We start from the raw sequence: 12,630 nt of genomic DNA, 5'->3' as shown, positions 1-12,630 counted from the left end.
TGCATGGTGTAGGTGTTTCCTGCGTTAATGCCCTTTCTGACTGGCTTGAAGCTACTGTCTGCCGTGACGGTCACATCTATCGCCAGAAGTACGAGCGCGGAATTCCTGTTACAAAGGTAGAAGTCATCGGCGACACTCAGGCTCACGGAACTACAATCCGATGGAAGGCCGACAAAACTATTTTCACTGAGACTACGACTTATGATTTTGATGTTCTTTTGCAGCGACTTAAAGAGCTTGCTTTCTTGAACAGCGGAATCGTGATTACTTTCCGTGACGAGCGTCTTGAAACTCCAAAAGAAGATGTTCTCAAATATGAGGGCGGTATCGTTCATTATGTAAAGGAAATAAACGCCAACAAAAAAAGCAAGTTCTATTACCCGGAAGAGCCGATTTACATCACTGGCGAAAAGGACAACGTAATCACTGAGCTTGCTTTCCAGTACAACGACTCATATTCAGAAGACATTCACACTTATGTAAACGACATCAACACGCGGGACGGCGGAACTCACCTTGACGGATTCAGAACGGCATTGCTCTGGGTTTTGAACAAGGCACTCGATGGCAACGAAAAGATGAAGAAAAAGATGCCTGACCGTGACGGCAAATTCGAGCCAGGCGAAGACAAAAAAGAAAAACTCACGGGCGAAGATGTCCGCGCGGGATTGGCGGCGGTTCTTTCAATGAAAGTGCCAGAACCTGAATTCGTCGGACAGACCAAAGACAAACTCGGAAACACGGAAGTGCGCACGATTGTCGATTCGCTTGTAAAAGAAAAACTTACAATTTTCTTTGAGCTGAATCCTGTCGTCCTTGAAAAAGTGCTTGAAAAGGCTGTGGGCGAGGCTGCCGCACGAGTTGCCGCGCGAAAGGCAAAAGAAGCCACGCGCAAAAAGACGGTCGGCGCGGGATTCCAAAAACCCGAAAAACTTTCCGACTGCTCAATCAAAGACAATCCCGAAATCTGCGAAGTCTACATTGTCGAGGGTGATTCGGCGGGCGGTTCTGCAAAGAAAGGGCGCGACTCAAAAACGCAGGCAATCCTTCCTCTGTGGGGAAAAATGCTCAATGTCGAAAAGGTCAGCGCAGAAAAAGTCATGGGTAACGACAAGCTTGACCCTGTAATCAAAACTTTGGGAACAGGATTCGGAAAAGACTTCAACATCGAAAAACTCCGCTATCATAAAATCATCATTATGGCCGATGCCGATGTCGACGGAAGCCACATCCGCACCCTTCTGCTCACATTCTTCTTCCGCTACATGCCGCAGCTGATTGAGCACGGATATGTTTATCTTGCAATGCCTCCGCTTTTCAAAGTCCAGCTCGGCAAAAAAGAGCCTGTTTACTGCTACTCTGATCAGGAACGAGATGACGCTCTTGCCGCTTTGGGCGACCAGCGAGATAAGGCAGACGTTCAGCGATACAAAGGTCTTGGTGAGATGGACGGTGAGCAGCTCTGGGAAACAACAATGGATCCAGCCCACCGAAAAATGCGGGTGGTGACAATCCCGGATGCCGAGGCCGCCGACAAGATTTTCAGCGTCTGCATGGGTGAGGAAGTAGAACCACGAAGGGAATTCATCGAAAGCAACTCAAGCTACGCGAATCTGGATATTTAGGATTTGTGGGGAGAAAGTGAACGCGTTCGTTCACTTTTGTGGGAAATCGTTCTTCTATTGGCGAACGAAATTCGTTTGTTGGTAATGAACGAATTTGAAAAGGAGAAATCGAAAATGAGTTATGATGTCTTAGAAAAAGAAATTAGAGCATTGCCCGAATCTTATATTTCGGAAATAAGCCAGTTTATTATGTATCTAAAACTCAAAGACCATTTCTCAGATTTTGAAAGCAACAATTCTTACGAATCTGCACTTTCCGCATGGCGTAACGGTTCAAAGTCATTATTTGAAAATCCATCAGATGCCGCTTTTATGCAAAATGCTTTTAGAGAATTGTTTTGCGGTAAAAGATGAAGGAGAAGTATAAAAAATGCAGACTATTCCAGATTATCAAACATTAATGCTTCCGCTTTTGAAAAATGTTTCTGATGGAAAGGAACATAAAATAAAAGAAATTATGGAATCTCTCTCTAAGGAATTTTCTCTTGGTGAAGAAGAATTGAACATGATGATTCCAAGCGGAACTCAGAGTATTTTTTACAATCGTGTTAGTTGGGCAAAAACTCATTTGAAAAAAGCGTGTCTTTTAAATGTCGAAAAAGGAATCATAAAAATCACCGAACGCGGGAAAAATGTTCTGGCAGAAAATCCTGTGAAAATAGATACGAAATTTCTTAATCAGTTTGATGAATTTCTTGAATTTAAAAATAGGTCAAATTCTAAAAAAGAAAAAATTGAAGTTGAGCCTGATTATACAAAGCAGACTCCAGAAGAACTTATTGATACAGCATTTCAGGATTTTCAAAAATCTTTGGCAGAAGATTTGCTCGAAAAAATTAGAAATGTCAGCCCATCATTTTTTGAAAAATTAGTTGTTGCTCTTCTTGTGAAAATGGGTTATGGCGGTTCAATAAAAGATGCCGGAAAGGCTGTCGGTAAAACTGGCGACGAAGGAATTGACGGAATCATAAAAGAAGACAAGCTTGGACTTGATGTAATTTACATTCAGGCAAAACGCTGGAAAGAAAATAATATCATCGGTCGTCCAGAAATTCAGAAATTTGTCGGAGCGTTGGCTGGGCAAGGAGCGAAAAAAGGCATTTTTATTACGGCTTCATCATTTTCAAAAGAAGCATTGGAATACAAGCCAATGAATGACACAAAAGTCATTCTGATTGACGGAATGGAACTTGCAAATCTGATGATTGAATATAATCTTGGGGTTGCGCCTTTGCATAGTTATGAATTAAAACGAATAGATAGCGATTATTTTGAGGAAGAGTAAAGTGGATTTTCAAAATCAGACCGAAATGGATAAAAATCTTCTCGTTGTGACCGCAATACAAGGTTATGCAGAAAATCACCATATTTCTGAATCTGAGGCATTTGACAAGTTTTCTATGCACAATATCCAGAGCTTAATACGAGAACAATACGATGCTCTTCATACCCAATCTTTGGAAGAAACCATTGATTTTGCGGAAGATGTGATGAAACGCTGTGAGGAGAAAAAATGATTTTGTATCACGGAACTAATACAGCGTTTTCAAAAATAGATTTGTCTCGTTCAAAAGATAAGCGTGATTTCGGAAAAGGGTTTTACACGACTACGATTTATGAGCAAGCGGAAAAATGGGCAAAAAATCAGTTCATTCGTTTTGGCGGAGAAGGAAACTTTGTAAAGGTTTTTGAATTCAATCCGACAAAAGATTTGAAAATACTTGAATTCAAGTCAATGAATAAAGATTGGCTTGAATTCGTAAAAGAAAATCGTACAAAAGGTGGAGTTTTTCACGATTACGACATTGTAAAAGGACCTGTTGCAAACGACAATACAATGCGAACAATAGCCTTGTATATTTCAGGAATTTATACTACAGAGCAGGCAATAGAGCAACTTTCTTTTTTCAAAGTGAATGACCAAATTTCTTTTCATACGGAAAAAGCCTTGACCTGTTTAAATTTGAAAGAGGACAGAGAGGTCTAAATGCCAAAATATATGTGGAACAATCAGGACATTACTTTAGACATTCTCATGAAGACAGAACAGGTTGTCCGTATTTTGTCAGAAAAACTGAAAAAACCTTTTGATGAAGAATTGAAGGATTTCTATAAATCAAGAACATTCCGGGCATTGAAAAACACGCAGTCTGAAATGTGGGCTGAAAGTGCTGAGTTTATTGCGGATGAGTTTGAGAGGGAGTAAAAATGAAATTTCTTACAACTAAAGGTATTGCGGCTAGCATAGAAGACATAATAAAAAACTCAAAAGAATACATATATATAATTAGTCCTTATGTAAAAATTGACGACTCTTATATTGAACGGCTTTATGAAGCTGAGAAGAACGGAATAGATATAAGTTTGATTTTTGGCAAAGAAGAAATGAAAGGATTTGAAAAAGATAAATTTAGAAAGTTTAATAAGCTTAAAATTTATTTTCTCGAAAATCTTCATGCAAAATGCTATTTTAATGAAAGAACAGCACTTATTACTTCAATGAATTTATATGATTATTCAGAAAAAAATAATCGAGAAATGGGAATTGAAATCAATAAAAGTGAAAATTCTGACATCTATGAAGATATTATTAAAGAAGCTGAATCAATAAAAAGTCGTGCTGAGTTAGATAAGATTGAGAATTTGAATTCTAAGAAAAATAATTTCCATAATACACAGTATTCTATAACTGGTTACTGTATTCATTGTAAAACTAGGATTCCTTTTGATAGAGACAGACCTTTATGTATTGATTGTTTTAAAGGTTGGTCTCAATCTGGGAGACCATATTTTCAAGAATATTATTGTCATAAATGTGGAAAGAGAAGTTTTAATGAACAAATAGATTTAGAACATTCTCTTTGTAATGAATGTTATTATCATAAGCGTTAGGGATTGTAGTGGCGGCGGGAGCCGTTCCAGAGCGTAGCGGCGGAATGGAGTGCGAAGGCACGGAACCACGAAAAGCCCGACCCGAATGGAGCGTAAGCGACCGTAGGGGTGTACCCATAAAAAACACAAGATTCTTTTTTTGCAATTTGGTATAATATCTCTGAATAAATTTAAGGAAAAAATGTACTTATGTTAGAAGAAGAAAAAACCCCGGAAGGTGGAACGGTCATAAAGATTCCGATTGAGGATGAGGTCAAACAGGCTTACATCGACTATTCGATGTCGGTAATTGTTCAGCGAGCTTTGCCTGATGTCCGCGATGGTCTCAAACCTGTTCACCGGCGAATCATGTATGCCATGGACAGTTTGCACCTGGCTTCGAGCGGGAAGACTAAAAAATGCGCTACGATTGTCGGTGAAGTTTTGGGTCACTATCATCCGCATGGTGACGCTTCTGTTTATGATGCTCTTGTACGCTTGGGTCAGGATTTTTCTCAGCGATATACGACTGTAACTCCGCAGGGTAACTTTGGTACGATTGCTGGAGACCCGGCTGCGGCTTACCGATACACCGAGGCCAAGATGTCGAAAATCACCGAGGAGATGGTTTCTGACATTTCAAAGAACACTGTGGACATGGTGGCGAACTTTGACGACACTACAAAAGAGCCGGCTGTCCTTCCTGGAAAATTTCCTTTCCTCCTTTGTAACGGTACGACAGGTATCGCTGTTGGTATGGCGACTAACATGCCGACCCACAACTTGCGCGAGGTTGCGGCTGCAATTTCTGCCTACATCGATAATCCTGAGATTTCAATCGATGAGCTCATGCGCTACATCAAAGGTCCGGACTTTCCGACTGGTGGCACGATTTATGGCCGGGAAGGAATCAAAAAGGCCTACAGAACTGGCCGTGGCAAAATCACAATCCGCTCAAAATTCACTATCGAAACTGACAAGCGTGGTCATGAAAAAATCGTCTTCACAGAAGTTCCTTACGGTGTGAACACGACAAATATCATCAAGAAAATCAACCAGCTCAAAGACGACAAAATCATCGAAGGAATTGCCGATGCGAACGACGAAACGAGTGACCGCGTTGGTATGCGTCTTGTAGTCGAGCTTAAAAAGAATGCTGTCACAAAAATCATACTGAACCAGCTTTTCTCAAAAACTGAATTGCAGGCAAATTTCGGTGTAATCAACCTTGCACTCGTTCCTCAGGAAAAGGAAGGCGAGCCACGATATGATGAGCCTGGTCTTCTCACTCTTAAGCCGACTTACCTCAAACCGCAGATTCTTACTCTCAAGCAGCTTATCCAGCATTTCGTAAATCACCGTGACGAAGTTATCACACGCCGCACGATTTATGATCTCAAAGTCGCAAAGCACCGAATGCACATCTTGCAGGCTTTGATTACGGCAATCAATAACATCGATGAAGTAATCAAGATTATCCGCGGAAGCGACACCACTGAGCAGGCAAAGCTCCGCTTGGAAGAAAGATTCAATTTTGATGACGAGCAGGCACAGGCAATTGTCGATATGCAGCTCAAACGCCTCACTCACTTGCAGATTGAGGACTTGCAGAAAGAAATCCGCGAATTGCAGGCTTTGATTGATCATCTCGAAGATTTGCTTGCCCATCACGAAAAAATCCTCGGAATCATCAAGGACGAAACAAACGAACTCGCAGATAAATATGGTGATGACCGAAAGACTGACATCGTTGCAGATGAAGTCGAAGAAATCAACACAGAAGACATGATTAAAGAAGAAGAAGTCGTCGTGATGATTTCAAAGATGGGTTACATCAAGAGAGTTCCTCTCACACTCTACAAAGCGCAGAGTAGGGGAGGGAAGGGCAGCTTAAGTGCCAACCTCATTGAAGACGATTACATCAATCAGATTTTCATCGCCACAACAAAATCATACATCACATTCATGACTGACGAAGGAAAGGCTTACTGGATTAAAGTTCACGAGATTCCTGAGTCGAGCCGAAGCAGCCGTGGTTCAAGCGTAAAATCTTTGCTCCAGCTTTCTGCGGACGAAGAAATCACAACAATCGTCACCATGAAGGATTACACCGATTCTCAGTTCATCTTTATGGCAACTGCAAACGGTGTCGTCAAAAAATGTCAGACAACAGAGTTTGCAAATGCAAAAACACGTGGCGTAATCGCAATCAAACTCAAGGACGGAGATAAACTTGTATCTTCTATTTTGACTAGCGGAAATAAAGAAGTTATGCTAGTCACACGTAGAGGTCAGGCACTCCGCATAAATGAGGAAGATGTAAGACCTATGGGACGTGCAAGTGCCGGCGTTACAGGTATCCGTCTTTCACAGGGAGACGAACTTGCAGCTGCAATTTGTGTCGAAGAAGGAAAAGACGCTCTCGTTATCACAGAAAAAGGCATTGGAAAGCGAGTTGACTTTGAGGAATTCGGTCAGCACGGACGAGGAACCGGTGGTCAGAAGATTTTTGGCAACACCGACAACAAAGGCGAGATTATTGGAGCTATCGCAGTCTCTGAAGATGCCGAAGTTATCTGTATGACTGGCCAGGGCAAAACTCTCCGAATCAAAGCCTCCGATGTTTCAAAGCAGGGACGAGGAGCTTCTGGAACAAGAGTAATCAACATCGATTCCCCAGACTATGTAGTAGGATTCGACAGCGTAGCCCAAGAAAAAGAATAGAGCAAAAATTAGGGCACTCCCCACACAAGTGTGGGGCGGGCTTTTCGGGGTTACGCCTTTCGGCTTCATTGCCTGCGGCAACGGCTAACGCCGCCCCTACAATCCCTAGTGCAAAAAAGCCGTGCATCGTGAGTGATGCACGGCTTTTTTCTTGAAAGAAAGTATTGTTAATCTTTATTCACCATACGCTGGCAATGCAGAAAGTTCTTTTATTTCTTCTACTTCATACAGTTTGTCGCCAGTGTAGAGCAGTGTCGTTTGCCAAGCTTCTCCATTTATCGTAAAGGAACAGGTTAAAACCCCATTATTATTTGTGAAAGTACCGTTGCAAATTTCAGTACTGTCAGACTTATCAAGCAGGGAAATCGTTCCATTTGTTTTTGTTGTGAATGTCCAGCCGTGTTCATCGTCATCGGAAAAACTTGAGTTCAGACCATCTCCGCTTTGTCGAGTATAAATGTCATCGGGGCTTCTATATCTGTAATACTTTCCTCCCGAAATGCAAATTTTTTTGGATTTGCCACCTTCATAACAGACGCTTCCGTCTTTGTAGGTAATCTCCTCTTTTTCATTTTCAGCATTAAAACCAGAAATCGTCTCCCAGTTTTTCGTGTAATGGTAATAGTACATAAAGCCTTTTAGCGCACCGTTGCTTTCCGTTTCGTTTGTGAACACAACATATTCCTTTTGTTCTCCAGAATTGCTTCCATCGCTCCACGGATCATCATCGTTCCAAAGAAAAACTTTGCCTTTCATGCCATCAATGCTTGTTGCAATAACGGTTGTTTTTGATTCGGAATTACCGCCGCTTGAGCCTGAATCATTGTCACCGTTTGAGCATGAGAGAAATCCGACTCCAACGACTAAAGCAAAGAGAGCTGACAACAAAATAAAAATTTTCTTCATAAAGTTCCCCCTAAAGTTTTCGATTAGAGAAATATAATTTCTCAATTTAAAAATTATATTTTCTCAAATTGAATATGTCAAGTTTCTCATTTAGCGAATATTCTTTTACCTATGGAAGCTGTAGAAATCAAGAAAATTTTTACCGAGAATATCAGAAAGTATCGTAATTTAACTGGCATGACCCAACAAGAACTTGCGGAGGAAGCAGACATATCAGTTGGTTTTCTTTGTGATTTGGAGAGCGGTAAAAAATGGGGTACACTGGAAACTATGGCGAAGATTTCAAAGGCGTTGCGTATCAAGCCGTATCAGCTTTTGCTTCCAGAAGAAAACAAAAACTTTGATGTTACGCTTCACGAAGATTTATCGGAATTGGGGCAGTTTATCACGCAAGCGGTAGAAACGAAAATAAAGCTTTTGATGAAAAAGTATTCGATGTAATAATTAACTTATGCTTAGTTTGAAACAACAATAGGTACGCTCTCCATATAACACACATCGCCCGATAAATCAACTTTATTGTTCCAGATCGTCTCGCTGTCTATTTCGGGATTTTTATCCCAGCAAACATTGTTTGAATCATCAATGTAAACGCGTTTGAAATTATCAAAATCAGCAAAGTGATTGTTAATGTAAAATTCTTGTTTGGCATAGCAGACAAAAGTTTTTTCGCCCTGATGCAAAGTAGCTTGCCATTTTATGTATTCGGCTTATTGTGCTTTTTGTGGTTAAGCTCTTTCAAAAATGCACGAAGAAAACTGGGTATGGAAAGAAGGCAGAAGCTCGGCTCTTGTTGAAAAAGGCAAACCGGCGGATTTTTACGAAATTAACAAACTTAGTGATTTAGATCCTTATTACAGCCCTGATAAGGTTTGTAATGTTTCTACCGCATGGGTAGAAGGTGTAAAAGGTGACGGAATCGGTGAGTGGGTGATAATTCCTGTTGAACCGACTAGTGATGCAGAGTCTAATCTTTGCAGTACAGGAGAGCACGCCATAAGCAATGAGATAACTCTCTATGTTAAAAATGGCTACCAGCAGAGCGAGGATTTGTATAAAAAGAACAACCGCGTAAAAGAGGCAAAGGTAAGCGTTTATGCCACTGCCTACGGAGTAGGGCAGGATGAAGCATTCTTGATTTGGAATCCAGAATGTGTTCATGAGGAAGTCATAACTCTTTCAGATGAAATTACAGAGCATCCTTTTTGGTTGAATTCAAGTACACATAATTTTATGGTAGAACTTCCCGAAAAATATTGTCGAAGTGAGCGCCCTATAAAGTTCTTTTTGAAGTTTGAGATTTTGAGCGTTTATAAAGGCTCGAAATATGATGACACCTGTATTTGTGATATGAGTGCAAGTGTCGATATTCCTATGTAAGAAAAAAACGTGAGCCGCATGTCAGTTTCGATGTACGGCTTTTTTTTGTTTTAGCGTAAGCCTAAAAATGCTTTCTCAGTTAGTAACAATTTATGAATCTGAATTAAAAGCTGGATTAAAATGACAAAAGAAGATTTAGAAGAAAAACTGACATGCTAGTGTGAATTTTGAACTAAATAGCTAAATTTCCACTGTATATAGTGTTTTTGATTTTAAATTTTCACTATCGGTAGGTAGACAATATTAAAAATTTTGCTGATTTTGAAATATTTTTACTATTGTTTCACATGAAACATGCCGATAATTATTTCTTTAAATTTTGCAAAAATTTTCACTTTTTTTGCTGACAAAAGTTCGTTTGTCGTATAAAATATTTATTGGGGATAAGGTAGTGAAAATCAGTCATTCTCCTTTTCGTTCATATCATAGTGACTGATTATTTACCATCAGGCGGCCGAAGAAGCTAAAGAGTTTCTTCGGCTTTTTTTGTTTCACATGAAACACTTCCGTCTGAGTTTGTCTCTGGAAAAAAATCTGTTTGGAAATTTATAAGTTAAAACGTTTATATGAATCATGCTTTTGTTGTATGGAGAGAGATAGGGGAGGGGCTGGGAGTATTATCAGTAAATTTTCCACAAAATGTTTAAAGTTTGTGGAAAATTCTGAGTTATCAACAGGTTTTAAACATTTTGTGGATAAGCAGAATTGTTTCATGTGGAACGTAGCAAAACTTGTTTTTTATATGATTTTTCGTTTATAAAAAATTGTTTTGCATGAAACATGATTGAAGGGGGGGCTTATATATTTTTAATTTTTCCTTTGCAAAGAACTGTTTCACATGAAACATATTCGGAGTTTTGTTCATTAAAAATCTTTCTCTGCTGATATAAACAAGCTGGAAAGAAAATCCCGGTTGTTCTTTCCAGCTTGTTCAAGAAATTTTGCATGGCTGAAATCTGTCGAAATTCCCATGTACGCAGCATTATCTTCTTTGCCAGAGTTTATGATTTCTTACGCCAGGTTCAATGTTAAGATGTGAATCAAACGGTCTTTTTGGATATATTTCCTTTTTTTCTTCTTTGTAAACATTGTTTCATATAAAACATAATTGTCCTTTTCTTTGCGTATTCTGCCAGTTTTTCATTTTCAAACATTGTTTCACATGAAACAAAATAATCCTTTTTGGCAGGAAATTATATGTAAAAATGATTCTGATGTTGAGTTTTTTCCTTAATGAACGATTTTTCTTCATATTTGAAAACATTTCTTTTGGAGATCGAGGTATTTCTTTGGAGAATAATCACAATTTCACTGTTCAAAAAGAATTCTCTTGTTGAAAAAAACTTATTTTGGGCTGCGGAAATGTTTTGTAAAAATAACAGATGTCGCCAAATCTTTTTTTTGTTGTTTTTCCTGTTTCAAGACTGCGTATAAGGTTCCAGAAACTTTTTCTAGGTTCTTTTCTAGCAAATAGGGGAGAAAAATCCTAGCCTGAATGTTTCATGTGAAACTATATGAAATATATCGAATCTATGAAAAGCCGGTTATGTTCTTTCTGTGTGGACGGTAGGTTTACGATTTTCTTGAAATCTGCGTCCTAAAACGATGAATTTGAGATTATTTCTAAGAGTTTTGATGTTGATAATCAGAGTGGCCATCTTCTCATGTAAAGAATGTCTTGAATAGATCTCCTGCTGGTTTAGCACATGATTTTGACGGATGTGTTTTTTAAAACTCGTGTTTAAGCTTTAATCTCATTTTCTATAGGGTTTCCACATCCAGGGATTTGTTTCACATGAAACAAACTTTTCAACAATTTGTTTAAAACTTGTGGAGAAGTTTGAGTTATTAACAAGTTATACACAATTTGTGGAAAACTAAGAGTGGTTGGTTTGTTTCTGATAGATATTTTCACTGTTTCACATGAAACTTTTCCACGAAATGTTTAAAACTTGTGGAAAAGTCTATGCTCCCTAGCGATAGTAAGGATTTTGAAATTTATGGCGGATTCTACATGCTTGGAGCTTTAAACTCACTTTCGTTCGCTTGGATTTTTGATAGTTTCTTGTTCAATGAGCCAGAATTTACAAAAAAAAGCCTGTCGTTAGTTAGAATTTTTTGCCAGGGCTTTTCTTAACAGTTTGCAACTCATTTCCAAAACAGTCCTGTTAATTAAAAAATAACTAAGGTTCGGTTATTTTTATGGTGTAGGGATTGCTTTATTTTACAAAAAATGACGCGCGGGATTGTAGCAGCGGCGAAGCCGTTCTTCGACATCCATGTCGTAACGAGAACTGCGTTCTCGGAGAAGAAAAGCACGCGATGTCCATGTCGCGACTGGATATTATAGACATGGTTGGCGGAGAATGGAGCGGTAGCGGAACTGCGAAAATGCCAAACGAGCACAGCAACGAAAGTGCTCGCGGATGTAATTGATTCGCGCCAGATTTTTTATATGCACAGATTTCTCTAAATCAGTGCTTCCCTAAGTTTTTTTAGCGCGGAATTGAGTTTTTCCATGTCGATGCTGGAATAGTTGAGGATGAACTGATGAGAGGATTGGGAAGTTTTATTCATCTCAAAATCGCTTATTGAGCTTATCAAAATTCCTTTCGATGCAAGAATTTCCTTGAATTGTTCGTCCGTGAGTGAGGTATTGAATTCCAGAATAAAATGTAGGCCCGAATCATTTTCGATAATCTTACATTCGTTATCGTTGAAATATTTTTTTATCTTTTCGATTATTCTTGCACGCTTCCGGCCGTAGTGAAGTCTCATCCGGTTGATGTGCTTTTCAAAAAATCCGTTGCTTATAAATGAAGCCAGCGTGTATTGCTCAAATGTTGAGACCGTGCAGGAGTAAAATGAGAGCTTTTCATAAAAAAGATTCGCGAGTTTTTCCGGCAAAATCATATAGCTAATTCGGATTGTCGAGGCAAGTGATTTTGAAAATGTGTTCATGTAAATTACTTTGCCAAAAATATCCAGACTGAAAAGAGGAGGGAGCGGTTTTCCTTTGAGACGGAATTCGCTGTCATAATCATCTTCTATTATGTAATTGTTTTCGCTTTCGTTTGCCCAGGCGAGCATTTCATAGCGGCGATTTGCCGGCATACAAATTCCT

14 protein-coding genes are annotated in these 12,630 nt (G+C 39.3%); 11 read left to right on the top strand and 3 right to left on the bottom strand.

Going from position 1 to position 12,630, the window contains the following annotated elements; genetic code table 11:
- From IJJ71_RS10730 to gyrA, 8 genes are all read left to right on the top strand, one after another.
- Positions 1-1,625 (top strand): toprim domain-containing protein (locus IJJ71_RS10730; RefSeq protein ID WP_296846946.1); only part of this gene is annotated, 1,625 nt, incomplete at its 5' end.
- 3 nt (positions 1,626-1,628) lie between these two features.
- The gene (locus tag IJJ71_RS10725) at positions 1,629-1,979 is read left to right on the top strand and encodes a hypothetical protein (protein WP_296846945.1); all 351 of its coding nucleotides are present in this window, start codon (positions 1,629-1,631) and stop codon (positions 1,977-1,979) included.
- 16 nt (positions 1,980-1,995) lie between these two features.
- The gene (locus IJJ71_RS10720) at positions 1,996-2,910 is read left to right on the top strand and encodes a restriction endonuclease (protein ID WP_296846944.1); all 915 of its coding nucleotides are present in this window, start codon (positions 1,996-1,998) and stop codon (positions 2,908-2,910) included.
- Between the two features lie 25 nt (positions 2,911-2,935).
- Complete coding sequence (locus IJJ71_RS10715) at positions 2,936-3,142, top strand: DUF3791 domain-containing protein (RefSeq protein ID WP_296846943.1); 207 nt, start codon at positions 2,936-2,938, stop codon at positions 3,140-3,142.
- A complete protein-coding gene (locus IJJ71_RS10710; RefSeq protein ID WP_296846942.1) occupies positions 3,139-3,612 on the top strand; it encodes a DUF3990 domain-containing protein in 474 nt (157 codons plus the stop codon). The genes IJJ71_RS10715 and IJJ71_RS10710 overlap by 4 nt, the downstream gene beginning before the upstream one ends.
- Positions 3,613-3,831, top strand: coding sequence for a hypothetical protein (locus IJJ71_RS10705; protein ID WP_296846941.1), 219 nt, complete (start codon positions 3,613-3,615; stop codon positions 3,829-3,831).
- A 2-nt stretch (positions 3,832-3,833) separates the two neighbouring features.
- A complete protein-coding gene (locus tag IJJ71_RS10700; RefSeq protein WP_296846940.1) occupies positions 3,834-4,517 on the top strand; it encodes a phospholipase D-like domain-containing protein in 684 nt (227 codons plus the stop codon).
- Between the two features lie 189 nt (positions 4,518-4,706).
- Positions 4,707-7,220, top strand: a complete 2,514-nt coding sequence (gene gyrA, locus IJJ71_RS10695) for a DNA topoisomerase (ATP-hydrolyzing) subunit A (protein WP_296846939.1) — start codon at positions 4,707-4,709, stop codon at positions 7,218-7,220.
- Positions 7,221-7,394: 174 nt separating this feature from the next.
- Here the strand turns inward: gyrA and IJJ71_RS10690 are convergent, their stop codons facing one another.
- Positions 7,395-8,126 (bottom strand): hypothetical protein, encoded by a 732-nt coding sequence (locus IJJ71_RS10690; protein ID WP_296846938.1) that lies wholly within the window; start codon positions 8,124-8,126, stop codon positions 7,395-7,397.
- 111 nt (positions 8,127-8,237) lie between these two features.
- On the opposite strand from IJJ71_RS10690, the gene IJJ71_RS10685 reads away from it, so the two are divergent.
- Positions 8,238-8,567 (top strand): helix-turn-helix domain-containing protein, encoded by a 330-nt coding sequence (locus IJJ71_RS10685; RefSeq protein WP_296846937.1) that lies wholly within the window; start codon positions 8,238-8,240, stop codon positions 8,565-8,567.
- Positions 8,568-8,581: 14 nt separating this feature from the next.
- Here the strand turns inward: IJJ71_RS10685 and IJJ71_RS10680 are convergent, their stop codons facing one another.
- Positions 8,582-8,809, bottom strand: a complete 228-nt coding sequence (locus tag IJJ71_RS10680) for a hypothetical protein (protein ID WP_296846936.1) — start codon at positions 8,807-8,809, stop codon at positions 8,582-8,584.
- A 61-nt stretch (positions 8,810-8,870) separates the two neighbouring features.
- On the opposite strand from IJJ71_RS10680, the gene IJJ71_RS10675 reads away from it, so the two are divergent.
- Positions 8,871-9,506, top strand: a complete 636-nt coding sequence (locus IJJ71_RS10675) for an NADase-type glycan-binding domain-containing protein (protein WP_296846935.1) — start codon at positions 8,871-8,873, stop codon at positions 9,504-9,506.
- 2,214 nt (positions 9,507-11,720) lie between these two features.
- The gene (locus tag IJJ71_RS10670; RefSeq protein ID WP_296846933.1) at positions 11,721-11,942 is read left to right on the top strand and encodes a hypothetical protein; all 222 of its coding nucleotides are present in this window, start codon (positions 11,721-11,723) and stop codon (positions 11,940-11,942) included.
- A gap of 33 nt (positions 11,943-11,975) precedes the next feature.
- Here the strand turns inward: IJJ71_RS10670 and IJJ71_RS10665 are convergent.
- Positions 11,976-12,630: aminotransferase-like domain-containing protein (locus IJJ71_RS10665; protein WP_296846931.1), on the bottom strand; the 655-nt coding region annotated here is incomplete at its 5' end.

Origin of the sequence: Treponema sp., assembly GCF_017430385.1 — a bacterium.
Classification (GTDB): domain Bacteria; phylum Spirochaetota; class Spirochaetia; order Treponematales; family Treponemataceae; genus Treponema_D.
The sequence above is the reverse complement of the archived record's forward strand: the minus strand, read 5'-3'. Positions and strand labels throughout refer to the sequence as shown.

Bases quoted from the DNA above. Each gene is read 5' to 3' on its own strand.
- IJJ71_RS10720 (WP_296846944.1), top strand. From the start codon at position 1,996: ATGCAGACTATTCCAGATTATCAAACATTAATGCTTCCGCTTTTGAAA.
- IJJ71_RS10715 (WP_296846943.1), top strand. From the start codon at position 2,936: ATGGATAAAAATCTTCTCGTTGTGACCGCAATACAAGGTTATGCAGAA.
- IJJ71_RS10710 (WP_296846942.1), top strand. From the start codon at position 3,139: ATGATTTTGTATCACGGAACTAATACAGCGTTTTCAAAAATAGATTTG.
- IJJ71_RS10705 (WP_296846941.1), top strand. From the start codon at position 3,613: ATGCCAAAATATATGTGGAACAATCAGGACATTACTTTAGACATTCTC.
- IJJ71_RS10700 (WP_296846940.1), top strand. From the start codon at position 3,834: ATGAAATTTCTTACAACTAAAGGTATTGCGGCTAGCATAGAAGACATA.
- gyrA (WP_296846939.1), top strand. From the start codon at position 4,707: ATGTTAGAAGAAGAAAAAACCCCGGAAGGTGGAACGGTCATAAAGATT.
- IJJ71_RS10690 (WP_296846938.1), bottom strand. From the start codon at position 8,126: ATGAAGAAAATTTTTATTTTGTTGTCAGCTCTCTTTGCTTTAGTCGTT.
- IJJ71_RS10685 (WP_296846937.1), top strand. From the start codon at position 8,238: ATGGAAGCTGTAGAAATCAAGAAAATTTTTACCGAGAATATCAGAAAG.
- IJJ71_RS10675 (WP_296846935.1), top strand. From the start codon at position 8,871: ATGCACGAAGAAAACTGGGTATGGAAAGAAGGCAGAAGCTCGGCTCTT.